At 76.8% G+C, this 14,002-nt stretch carries 13 protein-coding genes; 6 read left to right on the top strand and 7 right to left on the bottom strand.

The window, feature by feature from the left end; all coding sequences use genetic code 11:
- Positions 1–107: 107 nt before the first annotated feature.
- On the bottom strand, positions 108–686 hold the full coding sequence (locus tag HUT16_RS15365) for a TIGR03086 family metal-binding protein (RefSeq protein ID WP_176188738.1): 579 nt from the start codon (positions 684–686) through the stop codon (positions 108–110).
- 218 nt (positions 687–904) lie between these two features.
- Here HUT16_RS15365 and HUT16_RS15360 point away from each other — a divergent pair, with 218 nt between their 5' ends.
- Entirely contained in the window at positions 905–1,750 is an 846-nt protein-coding gene (locus HUT16_RS15360) for an NAD(P)H-binding protein (RefSeq protein ID WP_176188737.1), read from the top strand.
- Positions 1,751–1,824: 74 nt separating this feature from the next.
- Here HUT16_RS15360 and HUT16_RS15355 read toward each other — a convergent pair whose 3' ends face one another.
- Both HUT16_RS15355 and sigJ read right to left on the bottom strand, forming a co-directional pair.
- Entirely contained in the window at positions 1,825–2,601 is a 777-nt protein-coding gene (locus tag HUT16_RS15355; RefSeq protein WP_176188736.1) for an SDR family oxidoreductase, read from the bottom strand.
- Positions 2,602–2,658: 57 nt separating this feature from the next.
- A complete protein-coding gene (gene sigJ / locus HUT16_RS15350) occupies positions 2,659–3,564 on the bottom strand; it encodes an RNA polymerase sigma factor SigJ (protein ID WP_254897821.1) in 906 nt (301 codons plus the stop codon).
- A 182-nt stretch (positions 3,565–3,746) separates the two neighbouring features.
- Between sigJ and HUT16_RS15345 the strand changes: the two genes are divergently transcribed.
- On the top strand, positions 3,747–4,946 hold the full coding sequence (locus tag HUT16_RS15345; protein WP_176188734.1) for a serine/threonine-protein kinase: 1,200 nt from the start codon (positions 3,747–3,749) through the stop codon (positions 4,944–4,946).
- An 870-nt stretch (positions 4,947–5,816) separates the two neighbouring features.
- On the opposite strand, the gene HUT16_RS15340 is transcribed toward HUT16_RS15345, so the two are convergent.
- Positions 5,817–6,584, bottom strand: coding sequence for a helix-turn-helix transcriptional regulator (locus tag HUT16_RS15340; RefSeq protein ID WP_254897820.1), 768 nt, complete (start codon positions 6,582–6,584; stop codon positions 5,817–5,819).
- 64 nt (positions 6,585–6,648) lie between these two features.
- Here HUT16_RS15340 and HUT16_RS15335 point away from each other — a divergent pair, with 64 nt between their 5' ends.
- Complete coding sequence (locus tag HUT16_RS15335; RefSeq protein ID WP_254897819.1) at positions 6,649–8,154, top strand: MFS transporter; 1,506 nt, start codon at positions 6,649–6,651, stop codon at positions 8,152–8,154.
- On the opposite strand, the gene HUT16_RS15330 is transcribed toward HUT16_RS15335, so the two are convergent.
- The 3 genes from HUT16_RS15330 to HUT16_RS15320 form a co-directional block, all read right to left on the bottom strand.
- A complete protein-coding gene (locus tag HUT16_RS15330) occupies positions 8,123–8,722 on the bottom strand; it encodes a superoxide dismutase (RefSeq protein ID WP_176188733.1) in 600 nt (199 codons plus the stop codon). The genes HUT16_RS15335 and HUT16_RS15330 overlap by 32 nt on opposite strands.
- Positions 8,723–8,880: 158 nt before the next feature.
- Entirely contained in the window at positions 8,881–9,735 is an 855-nt protein-coding gene (locus tag HUT16_RS15325; protein ID WP_176188732.1) for a siderophore-interacting protein, read from the bottom strand.
- An 11-nt stretch (positions 9,736–9,746) separates the two neighbouring features.
- Positions 9,747–10,775 carry an ABC transporter substrate-binding protein gene (locus HUT16_RS15320; protein ID WP_176188731.1) on the bottom strand — a complete coding sequence of 343 codons (1,029 nt, stop codon included), beginning with the start codon at positions 10,773–10,775 and terminating at the stop codon, positions 9,747–9,749.
- A 173-nt stretch (positions 10,776–10,948) separates the two neighbouring features.
- On the opposite strand from HUT16_RS15320, the gene HUT16_RS15315 reads away from it, so the two are divergent.
- The 3 genes from HUT16_RS15315 (at position 10,949) to HUT16_RS15305 (ending at position 13,952) form a co-directional block, all read left to right on the top strand.
- Positions 10,949–11,980 (top strand): iron ABC transporter permease, encoded by a 1,032-nt coding sequence (locus HUT16_RS15315; RefSeq protein ID WP_176188730.1) that lies wholly within the window; start codon positions 10,949–10,951, stop codon positions 11,978–11,980.
- Positions 11,977–13,002, top strand: coding sequence for an iron chelate uptake ABC transporter family permease subunit (locus HUT16_RS15310; RefSeq protein WP_176188729.1), 1,026 nt, complete (start codon positions 11,977–11,979; stop codon positions 13,000–13,002). Before HUT16_RS15315 ends, HUT16_RS15310 begins: the two co-directional genes overlap by 4 nt.
- A gap of 137 nt (positions 13,003–13,139) precedes the next feature.
- A complete protein-coding gene (locus HUT16_RS15305; RefSeq protein ID WP_176188728.1) occupies positions 13,140–13,952 on the top strand; it encodes an ABC transporter ATP-binding protein in 813 nt (270 codons plus the stop codon).
- Positions 13,953–14,002: the final 50 nt, after the last annotated feature.

Genomic DNA, 14,002 nt, shown 5'->3' with positions numbered 1-14,002 from the left:
GGGTCCGGTTCCGCGGACGGCGGAGGGCCGCCGGACTCGAAGTCCGGCGGCCCTCCGGGGCGTGCGACGCCGGGCGGGCGTCAGGGGCGTACGGCGCCGGGCGGGCGTCAGGGGCGGCGGCCGTACCAGCCGGCCAGGCGGTCGATGCCGGGCGCGTCGGCCGGCACCGGGACGACCGGCCCGTACGGCACCCGACCGCCGCGCGGCTCGGCCGGGACGGCGCGCTCCATCGCGGCCAGCGGGGCGGCCAGCGCCTCGGCGGGCCAGTCCACCGCCTGTCCGGTGGCCTGGGCGAGGTCCCAGCCGTGCAGCACCAGCTCGTTGGTCCAGATCACCGCGGCGGCGGCGCCCGGGACGGGCCCCCACGGCAGGGCGATGGTCCGGCCCAGCACGGCCGGGTCGTCCCAGGCGGCCCCGAAGCCCTTCCGGGCCTCGGCCCAGGCGGCCGCCCACCCGCCGTCCGGGACGTCGACGGCGAAGTGCGGCACCGCCGTGAACGGGCCGCCGCCGGCCATCGCGGTGCTGCGGCGCAGCACCGAGACGACGTGGTTGGCCAGGTCGCGGACGGTGTAGTCGGGGCACGGGGTGGCCAGGTCGTACTGGTCGGGGCGGAGGTCGGCGAGGATCCCGCCGAGGGTGTCGGCGGCGGCGTGGAAGCCCGGGCGGGGGTCTGCGGTGGATGCCATGGGGCCAGCCTGGGCGGCGCTCCGGGCGCCGGGCCCGGGACTTTGCAGAACCCTGTAGAAGAACCGACAGATCTGTCTGGTCCGGGCGGAAAACCGGGGGTCGCTTTCCTCTAGGTACCTACTATCTTTCCGATGCTAACGTCGTGGACGTGGCCGAACGGGCCGCAACAAGCGCGGGGGACAAGGGACTTGGACCCCCGGAACCGAGGAGTTCGATCATGATCGTTGTCACCGGGGCCACCGGGAACGTCGGCCGCCCGCTGATCTCCCTGCTCGCCGCAGCGGGCGAGCAGGTCACCGCGGTCTCCCGCCGGGAGCCGGCGGGCGGCCTCCCCGACGGCGTCACCCACGTCGCCGCGGACCTCGCCGACTTCGCCGGCCTCGGGCCCGCGCTGAAGGGCGCGGACGCGCTGTTCCTGCTGCTGGCCGGCGAGCTCAACGGCCCCGGCGCACCCGCCACCGAACTGCTGGACCTGGCCCGCGAGTCCGGCGTCCGGCGGGTCGTCCTGCTCTCCTCCCAGATCAACGGGACCAGGCCGCAGGCACCCTCGCACACCCGGCTGCGCGAGTTCGAACTCGCCCTGCGGCTCAGCGGGTTGGAGTACACCGTGCTGCGTGCCGGGGGGTTCGCCTCCAACGCGTACGCCTGGGCCGAGGGCGTCCGCGGGCAGCGCACCGTGCGCGCCCCGTTCGCGGACGTCGCACTGCCGGTCGTCGACCCGGCCGACCTGGCGGCGGTCGCCGCGGCCGCGCTCCGGGAGGACGGGCACCACGGGCAGGTGTACGTCCTCACCGGGCCCGAGGCGATCACGCCCCGCCGGCAGGCGGCCGTGCTCGGCGAGGCGCTCGGGGCGGAGGTCGCGTTCGTCGAGCTCAGCCGCGAGCAGGCCCGCGCGCACCTGGCCCGCTTCATGCCCGAGGAGGTCCTCGACGGCACGCTCGACATCCTGGGCGAGCCCCTCCCCGAGGAGCAGCGGGTCAGCCCGGACGTCGAGCGGGTCCTCGGCCGTCCGGCGCGGGGCTTCGCGCAGTGGGCGCGGGAGGCGCTGCCCGCCTTCCGGTGAGCTCCCGGCCCGGCACTGCGCGGCCCGGCGCCTCGCGGCCCGGTGCACTCCGTCGCCCGGCGCCTCGCCGCCCGTCACTTTCCGGCGAGGAACTCCGCCCAGGTGCGGGTGCCGTAGGCGTTCTGCGGGGCGGTGAGGGCGCCCGCGCGCAGGGCGCGGCCGGCCCGGCCGGGCAGGTGGAGCGGGAGCACCGGGCGGCGGCGGCCGGTGCTGCGGAGCCAGTCGGCGGCGAGGTCGGTGGCGAGGCGGGTCTCGGGGCCGGCGAAGTCGGGGGCGTGGCCGGCGGGTTCGCCCAGGGCGAGTTCGACCAGCCGGGCGGCGACCTCGGCGGGGTGGACCGGCTGGACGGGGGTGCGGGAGACCATCGGGACGAGGGGGAGCCTGGCGAGCGGGCCGAGCATGCCGTCCAGGAGCTGGGGGAACTGGGTGGCGCGCAGGTTGGTCCAGCCGAGGCCGGAGGCGCCGAGGAGCTGCTCGCCCCGGAGCTTGATCCGGTAGTACTTCAGCGGGATCAGGTCGACGCCGACGATCGAGACGTTGACCACGTGCCGGACGCCGGCCCGCCGGGCGGCGTCCAGCAGGTGGCGGAAGGCGGGCAGGTCGTTCTCCGGGTGCCGGGGGTCGCTCGCGCAGTGGATGACGGCGTCGGCGCCGGCGAACGCCGCGTCCAGGCCGGTGCCGGCGGTGAGGTCGCCGGTGTGCCAGTGGGTGTCGGCGTCGGCGGGCAGGCCGGTGCGCCGGGTGAGCGCGCGGACCGGGCGGCCGGTGGCGCGGGCGCTGCGCAGCACCTCGCGGCCCAGGACGCCGGTCGCGCCGGTCACCAGCAGGGGCGGGGCGGTGCGGTCGTTCATGGTCCGGGTTCCTTCCGGGGAGGGGGTCGTGGGCTCTCCCAGGTAGGAACCGGACGGTCAGCCGTTCTGTGACAGCGCGCGGTGCCGCTGCGCGTAGTGGGCGAGTTTGTCCGGGTTGCGCAGGATGCGGACGACGGTGACGCCGTCGGGCCCGGCGTCGACCGTGCCGAGGGAGGTGAGCGCGTCGCCCTCCCAGCCGAGCAGGACGGCGGTGCCGTTGGCCTCGGCGAGTTCGAACCGGACGCCGTCGGTGAACCGTTCGAACAGACCGGCCAGGAAGCGGGCGGCGTTGGTCCGGCCGTGCACCGGCCGGAGCGCGGCGCGGACCTTGCCGCCGCCGTCCGCCCAGACCACCACCTGTTCGGCGAGGAGCCGTTCGAGCTGGTCGAGCGCCCCGTCGGAGGCGGCCCGCAGGAAGCGGCCGAGCAGGGCGGCGTTCTGCTCGGCGTCGACGGTGCCCGGGTGCGGGGCGTCGGCGGCCAGGTGCTTGCGGCCGCGGTGGTAGAGCTGGCGGGCGGCGGCCTCGGTGCAGTCCAGGACGCCGGCCACCTCGCGGTGGCTGTAGGCGAACGCGTCGCGCAGCACGACGGCGGCCCGCTCGGGCGGGGAGAGCCGCTCCATCATGGTGAGCACCGCGAAGGACACCGCCTCGCGCTGCTCGGCCCGCTCCATCGGCCCGAGCGCCCCGGTGGCGACCGGCTCGGGGAGCCAGGTGCCGGGGTACTCCTCGCGGCGGGCCCGGGCCGAACCGAGCCGGTTCAGGCAGAGGTTGGCGACCACCTTGTTCAGCCACGGGCCGGGCGCGGCGACCTGACCCGGTTCGGTGCCGTGCCAGCGCAGGTAGGCGTCCTGCACGGTGTCCTCCGCCTCGGCGGCCGACCCGAGCATCCGGTACGCCAGCGCGAACAGCCGCTGCCGGTGGCTCTCGAACTCCCGTACCGCGTCGTCCCGTTCCCCGTTCACGGTGTCCACGCTAGGGCACCGGGGCCCGTGGCGCCGAGCCGCTCCGGGGGCGCGGGGCGCCGGGTGGCTCCGAGCCGGTCCGGGCGGTGGACCGGTGCATCCCTCCGCGGATCGCGGGTACGCGCCGACGGATCGTGTCCCGTCCGTGTGGTGCGGTCGCTCACCCGACAACGGAGAATGGCATGCACTCGACAGTTGAGGGCGTCGGCACCGCGGGACTGTTCGCGGACCGGTACCGGATCGCGGGGCTGCTGGGCCAGGGCGGCGGCGCCCGGGTGCTGCGGGCGGTGGACCTCCGGCTCGGCCGCGAGGTCGCGCTGAAGGTGCTGCACCAGGGCGCCTCCGAGGACTTCACCCGCCGGTTCGCCGCCGAGGCGCGGACGCTGGCCCGGCTCCGGCACCGGGGGCTGGTCGAGGTCTACGACTACGGCCGCGCCGACGACCGCCCCTACCTGGTCCTGGAACTGGTGGACGGCCCGACGCTGGCCGACGCGCTGCGCGCCTCGGCGCTCTCCGTCCCCGCCACGGTCCGGCTCGGCCGGGAACTGGCCCGCACGCTGGCGTTCGTCCACGCCTGCGGCGTCGTCCACCGCGACGTCAAACCGTCCAACGTGCTGATCGACGCCTCGGGGGCGCCGCGGCTCGCGGACTTCGGCATCGCCCGTTCGCCGGTGGACGCGGACGCCGCGGACGCCGACGCGACCCGGACGGGCTTCGTCGTCGGCACCCCCGCGTACCTGGCGCCGGAGCAGATCCGCGGCGAGGGCGCCCGCCCGGCCGCCGACGTCTACGCCCTGGGGCTGCTGCTGATCGAGTGCCTCACCGGGCAGCGCGTCTACCCGGGCGGCCCCATCGAGGCGGCCGTGGCCCGGCTGCTGCACGCCCCCTCGATCCCGGACGGCATCCCCGCCCGGCTCGCCCGGGCCCTGCGCGCCATGACCCGGCCGGACCCGGCGGCCCGGCCGTCCGCCGAGGAGTGCGTGGAACTGCTCGACCCGGGGAAGCCCGCGCCCCCGCCGGCCGGGGTCCGCTCCGGCGGCCGGAGCGAACTGCGCCGACGGCTGGCGCTCTCGGCGGGAACGGCCTGCCTGCTGCTCGTCGGCGGGGCCGGGAGCGTGGCGTTCGGCGCGAGCGACGGCACGGAACCCTCCGCCCGGCTGCAACCCGCGGCCGCCACCGTCACCATCCCCGTCCCGCCCGCCCCGACCACCCCGGCCGCAGAGCCCGCCGCCGCGCCTGCCGCTGTGCCCGCGCCCGCGCCCGCCGCCGACCGCGCCCCGGCCCGTCCCGCCGTCCGGACCGAACCGCCGCAGGCCCCCCACGACAACGGCCGGAAGAAGGAGGGCAAGGGCCCGAAACCGCCCCGGCGGGGACGGGGCTGAGCTCTCCGCCCAACTGCGTTGCGACCCGCCCGCGCCGAAGCGGCTGACAACAGCCCGGGAACGCCCCGGCAGGGCTGAGCGACCGGGCTGCTGCGCGCGCGGCGGGACGGAGCCCTCCGCCCGGCTGCATCGATGACCGCCCCGAGCACCCCGGCGCTGCGCCCGCCCCGAACCGTCGGACGCCCGCCGCGGCAGCGGTCGGAAGAACGAGGTCGAGGGCCGGGAACGCCCTGGCGGAGGCTGAGCGACCGCGCTGCGCGCACGGCGGGACGGAGCCCTCCGCCCGGTTGCAGCCTGCGGCCGTCACTGTTCCGTCCGTCCCGGCGGCCGCCCCCCGGCAACGGCCGGAAGACGACGCGGAGGGTCCGGGAACGCCCTGGCGGAGGCTGAGCGACCGCGCTGCGCGCACGGCGGGACGGAGCCCTCCGCCCGGTTGCAGCCTGCGGCCGTCACTGTTCCGTCCGTCCCGGCGGCCGCCCCCCGGCAACGGCCGGAAGACGACGCGGAGGGTCCGGGAACGCCCCGGCGGGTCTGAATGGCCGTGCTGCGCGCGCGGCGGGGCGGAGCCCTCGGCCCGGTTGCAGCCTGCGGCCGTCACTGTTCCGTCCGTCCCGGCGGCCGCCCCCCGGCAACGGCCGGAAGAGGACGCAGAGGGTCCGGGAATGCCCTGGCAGGGCTGAGCGACCGCGCTGCGCGCGGCGGGACGGAGCCCCTCGGCCCGGTTGCAGCCTGCGGCCGTCATCGTTCCCGTCCGCCCGAGCCCCCCGGCCGTCGCCGCCCGCCCCGGCGGCCGGGCCCAACAGCCGGTCGCCTCCCCCCCCCGCGACAGCGGTCGGAAGAACAACGGGGCCGAGGGCCCGGGTGGTGGGTTCAGTCCGGCGGGGGGAGGCCGATCCAGTTCGCGAGGCCGGTGGCGCCGGATTCGGTGAGGTGGACGACGCGGGGGCTGGCGCCGTGCCGGATCCAGCGGAGGGCCAGCAGGCGGGCGGTGAGGGCGGCCCCGGCGGCGCCGGCCAGGTGGTGCTGCTGCTCGCTCCAGTCGACGCAGTACCGGACCAGCGGGCGGCGGGGCGGGAGGGCGTCGAGGTCGATGCCGAGCCGGTGCAGGGCGGTGCGCCCGGCCGGGGTGAGCCGGTAGCGGTGGTCGTGGCCGTAGCCGGAGGCGCGGTCGCGGACGGCGGCGGCCGGCCGGTGGGTGCCGTCGTGGCCGGTCAGCAGGCCGCGGTCGAGCAGGGTGCCCATCAGGGCGACGCCGAGCCGCCCGGCCAGGTGGTCGTAGCAGGTGCGGGAGCGGCGCAGCGCGTTGGTGGTGCCGCTGTCGCGCAGCGAGGTGATCGGCAGCGGGGGCGCGATCAGGGCGAGCGCTTCGAGCGCGTGGCCGACCTCGGGACCGGCCAGCCGGTAGAAGCGGTTGCGGCCGCTGCTGCGGACGGTGACCAGCCCGGCGTCGAGGAGCCGGGCCAGGTGGGCGCTGGCGGTGGGCGCGCCGACGCCCGCCTCGGCGGCGAGGACGGCGCCGGACAGGGCGCGGCCGTCGCCGAGCGCCTTCAGCATCCGGGCCCGGGACGGGTCGGCGAACAGCGCGGCGGCCCGGGCGACGTCCGGCTGGCCGCTGGAGGGGGTGAGGGGAGCGGGCACGGGGCCAGCCTACGGCGGGCACGGTTCGACGGGCGGCGAACCGTTCCGCGCCGAGACTGCCGTCATGGCTTCCGTACAGATGACGCAGACGCTCGCCCGCCCGCCGGCCGCCCGGCTCGTGCTGCCGCCGCTGGTGGCGCTGAGCCTGGGCCACTTCCTGGTGATGCTGGACGTCACGGTGGTGAACGCGGCGGTGCCGGGCGTGCGGGCCGCGCTGGGGACGGGCGCGGCCGGGCTGCAGTGGGTGGTGGACGGCTACAGCACGGTGTTCGCGGGGCTGCTGCTGCTCGGCGGCGGGCTCGGCGACCGGTTCGGGCACCGGCGGCTGTACCTGGCGGGGCTCGGCCTGTTCGCGGCGGCCTCGGCGCTCTGCGCGGCGGCCCCGTCGGGGACGGTGCTGGTGGGGGCCCGGCTGGGGCAGGGGGCGGGGGCGGCGCTGCTGGTGCCGGCCTCGTTCGCGCTGCTGCGGGCGGCGTACCCGGACGTCGCGCTGCGGGCCCGGGCGGTGGGGGCGTGGGGGCTGGTCTCGGCGGTGGCGTTCGGCGCGGGGCCCGCGGTGGGCGGGCTGCTGGTGGCCGGGCCGGGCTGGCGGTGGGTGTTCTGGGTGAACCTGCCGGTCGCGGCGCTGGCGGCGGCACTGACCTGCCGTCACGTCCGTCCGTCGGCGGCGGTGCGCTCGGGGCGGCGGGGCGATCCGCTGGGCCAACTGCTGGGCGCGGCGGGCCTGGTGGCGCTGGTCGGGGCGGTGAACGAGGCGGGCGCGCGGGGCTGGGGCTCGCCGTGGGTGCTGGCCGTGCTCGCGGGCGGCGCGGCGGCGCTGGCCGGGTTCGTCCGGGTGGAACTGCGGCTGGAGCGGCGGCTGGAGCGGCGCTCGGCGCGGGAGCCGGGCGGCCGGGCCCCGCTGCTGCCGCCCGCGCTGCTGCGGGACGGGCGGCTCGCGGTGGTGGACGCGGTCGGGCTGCTGCTGAGCCTCGGTTACTACGGGATGCTGTACGTGCTGACGCCGTACTTCCGGCAGGTGCTGCACCTCGGCGCGCTGGGGGCGGGGCTGGCGCTGCTGCCCTCGGTGGGGATGGGCCTGCTCGCGGCCCCGCTGTCGAGCCGGCTGGCGGCCCGGTCCGGCCCGTACCCGCCGATGGCGGGCGCGCTGCTGCTGGGGGCGGCGGGGTTCCTGGGCTGGCTGGCGGCGGGGCCGCACACCCCGTACCCGGTGCTGCTGTTCGCGTTGGCGGCGACCGGGCTGGCGACGCCGCTGACGGTGGTCGCGGCCACCGTCGCGGTGCTGGAGGCGGCGCCGCCGGCCTCGGCGGGAACGGCCTCGGCGGTGTTCAACGTCGCGCGGCAGGCGGGCAGTTCGTTCGGCGTGGCGCTGTTCGGCACCCTGGCGGGCGCGCTGGGCCCGGTGCGCGGCCTGCACGTCTCGGCGCTGGTCGCGGCGGGCGCCTTCCTGCTCGGGGCGCTGCTCGTCGGCGGGCTCCGGCGGCGGGAGCGGGCGGCGGCGGGGGCGCGGCCGACGGGCGGCGCCCCCGCCGCCGGGGTCAGGCCCGGGTGGCGGCGTAGCGGGCGCTGACGTCCTGCCAGTTGACGACGTCCCAGAGGCGGGTGACGTAGTCGGGGCGGACGTTCTTGTACTGGAGGTAGTAGGCGTGCTCCCAGGCGTCGAAGGCGAGCAGGGGGGTGGTGCCCTGGCCGACGTTGCCGTGGTGGTCGTAGACCTGCTCGATGACGAGCCGCTCGCCGAGCGGCTCCCAGGAGAGGATGCCCCAGCCGGAGCCCTGGACGCCGACGGTGGCGGTGGTGAGCTGCTGCTTGAAGGCCTCGAAGGAGCCGAAGTGCTCGGTGATCGCGTCGGCGAGGGCGCCCTCGGGGCGGTCGCCGCCGTCGGGGGAGAGGTTCTCCCAGAACAGCGAGTGCAGGACGTGGCCGGAGAGGTTGAAGGCCAGCGTCTTCTGCAGGCCGACCAGCGAGCCGAACTGCTCCTTGTCGCGGGCCTCGGCGAGCTGGTCGAGCGTCGAGTTGGCGCCGTTGACGTACGCCTGGTGGTGCTTGGAGTGGTGCAGTTCGAGGATCTCGGCGGACATCGCCCGTTCCAGGGCGGAGTAGTCGTACGGCAGGTCAGGCAGCGTGTAGGCACCCATGGCGGAGCGGCCCTTCTGGTTCGACGGAGGGTCAGTTGCGACTGTCACCCTATTGCAAACCTCTTGCAAGAGCACTGATGGGGCATTAAGCCCAGGTGTCGCCGCACGACGAAGGCCCGCCCGGTGGGACCGGGCGGGCCTTCGTCGTGCACGGCGGGTCAGGACTGCCCGGCGTACGCCTCCTCGCGCAGCCGGTCCTCGGACGCGCCGCGCCGCCAGTAGCCGGAGAAGGCCACCGCGCGCCGGTCGACGCCGCGTTCGCGCACCAGGTGCCGGCGCAGCTCCTTGACGGTGCCGGACTCACCGGCGATCCACGCGTACGGGGCGCCGTCGGGCAGTTCGGCCGCGCGCAGGGCGGTCGGCAGGCCGGAGGGCGCGCCGGGGGCGCGGACCAGCCAGTGCAGCTCCACCCCGTCCGGGGCGGGCAGGTCCTGGACGTCGTCGGCGTCCGGCACCTCGATCCAGGCCAGCGCCCGGGTGCCGGCCGGGAGGTGCTCCAGGATGCCGCCGGTCGCGGGCAGCGCGGTCTCGTCGGCCAGCAGCAGCACGAAGTCGGCGTCCGCGGGCGGCCGGAAGGACACCGAGCGGTTGTCGGCGACGGCCGGGCCGAGCAGCACCACCCGCGCGCCGGGGCCCGCCGCGGCGGCCCAGGCGGCGGCCGGACCGGCGGGTGCGCGGTCGTCCGGGCCGGTGCCGTGCAGCGCGAAGTCGACGTCCACCTCGGGCGGTTCGGCCCGCTGCGCGCGGACGGTGTACGAGCGCATCACGGCCCGCTCGTCCGCCGGGAGCGCCCGCCAGGCCGCGAACCAGCCCTCGCCCTGCGCGTACGGCAGGTTCGGCTCGTCCTGCCCGGGGTGCGGCAGGAACAGCGAGAAGGACTGGTCGCGCCCGCCGCTCGCGAAGCCGCGCAGCGCCTCCCCGCCGAAGGTGACCCGCAGCATGGTCGGGCCGAGTCGGCGGGTGCGCACCACGTGCGCCGGGAAGAAGTCGTACTCCTGGGCCTGGCCGGTCATCGGGGGGTCCTTCAGCTCAGCTTGCGGGACTTCTGGATCGCGGCGGTCAGCCGCTCGATCAGCGGGGCGAACCCGGCGTACGAGAAGCGCGGCACCGCGTCCCACGGGGTGATCTGCTCGGCCTTGACGGCGGGCAGCTGGCCCCAGGAGGGCTTGGCGGCCAGGTCCTTGGGCTGCAGGGCGGTGGAGCGCTGGTCGAGCAGCAGCAGGTCGGCCGGGTACTTGCCAGCGTTCTCCCAGCTCAGGCCCTCGTAGTAGTCGCCGCCGTCGGTCTTCTCCGGCTGGATGAACTCCACGCCCAGCTCGGCGAAGTAGATCAGGTCGCAGGAGATCTTCGGGTTGGAGACGTAGAACAGGTCGGCGCTGCCGGAGCAGGCCATCACCTTGACGCCGCCGGCCGCCTTGACGGCCTGCCGCAGCTCCTCGGACGCCTTCTCGAAGCGGGCCTTGGCGTCGACCACCTTCTGCGCCCCCAGGTCCGCGCCCAGCGACTCGGCGAGCTTGGCGTAGTGCTCGATCGGCTGGGTGATGGTGACCCGGCCGGTGGAGATCAGCGCCTGCGGGGCGAGCGGCAGGATCTTGTCCTTGGACTCGTCCGGCACGTACCAGTACGCGCCCGGGTCGTACATGTGGGTCACCAGCAGCTCGGGGCGCAGCGCCGCGTACTTCTCGATCGAGAACTCGCCCCAGGCGTTGCCGATGATCTCGATCTTGTCCACGTCCAGGCTGCCGGCCTGCGGGTCGGCCTTGCCGTCGGCGGTCTTGGTCTCGCCGAAGACGCCGACCAGCTGCTTGTCCAGGCCGAAGTCGGCGAGCGCGGCGGCGGCGCCGGTGAAGGCCACCACCCGGGACGGGACGCTCTTCGCGGTGACGGTCTGCGGGCGGTCGTCGGTGAAGGTCCACGCGCCGCCGCCCGTGCCCTTGGCCCCCTCCGACGCCTTGTCGCCGGAGGAGCCGCAGGCGGCGAGCACCGCGCCGAGGGCGGTGGCTCCGCCCGCGGCGAGCAGGCCGCGGCGGGTCAGGCGGGGGGAAGACGACATGGCGGTACCTCGGTTCGAGCTTCGGGGCAGGGGGGAACCACACACCGGTGGGGGTGCCGGAGCGCGGTACCCGGCGGTAGCCGCCGGGCGTACGCAGGTTAACCTAACCTAAGTTGCGGTACGGAGAGCCCCCAGGCCCCGCCGACCCGTCCCCCGACCCACCCGGAGCACCCTTGAGCACCACCGGCTCCCTCCCGATACCCGGCGCCGCCCCCGCCCGCCGCGGCTCGCCCCGCGCGCTCGGCCTGGCCGTCGGGCTGCTCGTGCTGCTCGCCGTCCTGGTGCTCAGCCTCGGCCTCGGCGCCAAGCAGCTGAGCCCCGCCGAGGTCTGGCACGGACTCCTCGACCCGGACGCCCCCGGCTACACCGTCGTCCACCGGATGCGGCTGCCCCGCACCCTGCTCGGCCTGCTGGCCGGCACTGCGCTCGGCCTGGCCGGCGGCGTCATGCAGGCGCTCACCCGCAACCCGCTCGCCGACCCCGGCCTGCTCGGCATCAACGCCGGCGCCTCGGCCGCCGTCGCCACCGCGGCCGCCGTGCTCGGCGTCACCTCCTTCACCGGCTACGTCTGGTGGGCGCTGGTCGGCGCCGCCCTGGTCTCCGTCCTGGTGTACGCCGTCGGCGGCGGCCGCGGCGCCACCCCCGCCCGGCTCGCACTGGCCGGCGCCGCGCTCAACGCCACCCTGTACTCGTACGTCAGCGCGGTGATGCTGCTGGACACCGCCTCGCTCGACAAGCTGCGCTTCTGGACGGTCGGCTCGCTGGCCAGCGCCCAGACCTCCACCGTGCTCGGCGTCCTGCCGTTCATCGCCGTCGGCGCGCTGCTCGCGCTCGGCCTGGCCCGCCCGCTCAACGCGCTCGCGCTCGGCGACGACGCGGCGCGGGCGCTGGGGGCCAGGCCGGCCGCGATCCGGGCCGCCGCGATCGTCGCCGTCACCCTGCTGTGCGGCGCGGCCACCGCCGCCTGCGGCCCGATCGTCTTCGTCGGCCTGATGGTGCCCCACCTGGTCCGCGCCCTCACCGGCCCCGACCTGCGCTGGCTCCTCCCGTACTGCGCCGTCCTGGCCCCCGTCCTGCTGCTCGGCGCCGACGTCCTGGGCCGCGTCCTGGGCCGTCCCGGCGAGCTCCAGGTCGGCATCGTCACGGCCGTCCTCGGCGGCCCGTTCTTCCTGTACTTCGCACGACGGGGGAAGGCCCGCGCATGAAGACTCTGAGGGTGGCCCGGTTCTCGGTGCGGTACCGGCCGCGGGGCCTCGCGGTGGGGGCGGGGGCGCTGCTGGCGGCGCTCGTGGTCGGGGTGCTCGCGCTCGGGCGGGGGGACTTCCCGATCGGGCCCGGGGACGTGGTGCGGGCGCTGCTCGGCGGCGGGGACGCCGCCCAGAGCTACGTCGTCAACCAGCTCCGGCTGCCCCGGGTGGCCACCGCGCTGCTGGTCGGCGCGGCCCTGGCGCTGGCCGGGGCGCTGTTCCAGACCCTGGTGCGCAACCCGCTGGGCAGCCCGGACGTCCTCGGCTTCACCCAGGGCGCGGCCACCGGCGCGCTGCTGGTGGTGGTGGCCGGCGGCTCCAGCGCCGCGCTGGCGGGCGGCGCGGTGGCGGGCGGCCTGGCCACCGGCGCGCTGATCTACGCCCTGGCCTGGCGCGGCGGGGTGCAGGGCGCCCGGCTGGTGCTGGTCGGCATCGGAACGGCGGCGATCCTCACCGGCGTCAACGGCTACCTGCTGACCCGCACCCAGCTGATGGACGCCGCCCGCGCGGTGCTCTGGCTCACCGGCAGCCTGGACGGCCGGGGCTGGGACCAGGCCCGCCCGCTGGCACTCGCGCTGGCCGTGCTCGTCCCGCTGGTGCTGCTGGTCTGCGGGCCCGCGCTGCGCGCCCTGGAGCTGGGCGACGACGCGGCGAGCGGGCTGGGCGTGCGCCCCGAGCGGCTGCGGATCGCGCTGCTGGGCGCCGCCGTGCTGCTCGCCTCGCTGGCCGCGGCCGCCGCCGGGCCGGTCAACTTCCTGGCCCTGACCGCCCCCCAGCTGGCCCGCCGGATCACCCGCTCGCCGGGCCCGAACCTGGCCGCGTCCATGTGCACCGGTGCCGCGCTGCTGGTCACGGCGGACTTCGCCGCGCAGCACCTGTTCGGCGACCGGCAGCTGCCGGTGGGCGTGGTCACCGGCGTCCTGGGCGGCGGCTACCTGGTCTGGCTGCTCGCCACCCAGCGCCGGGCCGGCCGCCTGTGACCGACCCGCCCGTGCCCGACCCGCCCGTGCTCGCTTCGCCCGTGCCCGACCCGCCCCTGCCCGCTTCGCCCGTGCCCGCCCCGCCCCTGCCCGCTTCGCCCGCCCCGCCCGTCCCGTCGTCCCGAACGGAGCCCCCCATGGCCCAGCCCGCGTCGCGCCTGGCCGGCCGCGACCTGACCCTCGCCTACGACAAGCGCACCATCGCCGAGGGCCTGACCGTCGACGTCCCCGACCACTCCTTCACCGTGGTGGTCGGCCCGAACGCCTGCGGCAAGTCCACCCTGCTGCGCGCGCTGTCGCGCACCCTCAAGCCGGTCTCCGGGCAGGTGCTGCTGGACGGCCGGTCGATCGCCACGCTGCCCGCCAAGCAGGTCGCCCGCACCCTGGGCCTGCTCCCGCAGTCCTCGATCGCCCCGGACGGCATCACCGTCTCCGAGCTGGTCTCCCGCGGCCGCTACCCGCACCAGGGCGTGCTGCGCCAGTGGTCGACCGAGGACGAGCGGGTGGTCGCCGAGGCGATGGCCGACACCGGCGTCGCGGAACTCGCCGACCGGCCGGTGGACGAGCTCTCCGGCGGCCAGCGCCAGCGGGTCTGGATCGCCATGGCACTGGCCCAGCAGACCCCGCTGCTGCTGCTCGACGAGCCCACCACCTACCTGGACATCGCGCACCAGGTCGAGGTCCTCGACCTGTGCGCCCGCCTGCACCAGGAGCAGGGCCGCACCCTGGTCGCCGTCCTGCACGACCTCAACCAGGCCGCCCGCTACGCCACCCACCTGGTCGCGCTGCGCGACGGGAAGCTGGTCGCGGCCGGTCCGCCGCAGGAGGTGGTCACCGCCGAGCTGGTCGAGGAGGTCTTCCGGCTGCCCTGCCGGGTCATCCCCGACCCGGAGACCGGCACCCCGCTGGTCGTCCCCGCCGCCAACCGCCGGGCCCCCGCCAAGGCTTGACCCCCGCGCCGGGCCGTCCGACCGGATGCGAGACCCGCCGCCGGAAAGGC

It is taken from the genome of Kitasatospora sp. NA04385, from assembly GCF_013364235.1.
Lineage (GTDB): Bacteria > Actinomycetota > Actinomycetes > Streptomycetales > Streptomycetaceae > Kitasatospora.
This window is presented reverse-complemented; position numbering and strand designations above follow the sequence as displayed.

What these genes read in the sequence shown, in the direction of transcription:
- HUT16_RS15365 (WP_176188738.1), bottom strand. Translation starts at nt 686, where the DNA reads ATGGCATCCACCGCAGACCCCCGCCCGGGCTTCCACGCCGCCGCCGAC.
- HUT16_RS15360 (WP_176188737.1), top strand. Translation starts at nt 905, where the DNA reads ATGATCGTTGTCACCGGGGCCACCGGGAACGTCGGCCGCCCGCTGATC.
- HUT16_RS15355 (WP_176188736.1), bottom strand. Translation starts at nt 2,601, where the DNA reads ATGAACGACCGCACCGCCCCGCCCCTGCTGGTGACCGGCGCGACCGGC.
- HUT16_RS15345 (WP_176188734.1), top strand. Translation starts at nt 3,747, where the DNA reads ATGCACTCGACAGTTGAGGGCGTCGGCACCGCGGGACTGTTCGCGGAC.
- HUT16_RS15335 (WP_254897819.1), top strand. Translation starts at nt 6,649, where the DNA reads ATGGCTTCCGTACAGATGACGCAGACGCTCGCCCGCCCGCCGGCCGCC.
- HUT16_RS15330 (WP_176188733.1), bottom strand. Translation starts at nt 8,722, where the DNA reads ATGGGTGCCTACACGCTGCCTGACCTGCCGTACGACTACTCCGCCCTG.
- HUT16_RS15325 (WP_176188732.1), bottom strand. Translation starts at nt 9,735, where the DNA reads ATGACCGGCCAGGCCCAGGAGTACGACTTCTTCCCGGCGCACGTGGTG.
- HUT16_RS15320 (WP_176188731.1), bottom strand. Translation starts at nt 10,775, where the DNA reads ATGTCGTCTTCCCCCCGCCTGACCCGCCGCGGCCTGCTCGCCGCGGGC.
- HUT16_RS15310 (WP_176188729.1), top strand. Translation starts at nt 11,977, where the DNA reads ATGAAGACTCTGAGGGTGGCCCGGTTCTCGGTGCGGTACCGGCCGCGG.
- HUT16_RS15305 (WP_176188728.1), top strand. Translation starts at nt 13,140, where the DNA reads ATGGCCCAGCCCGCGTCGCGCCTGGCCGGCCGCGACCTGACCCTCGCC.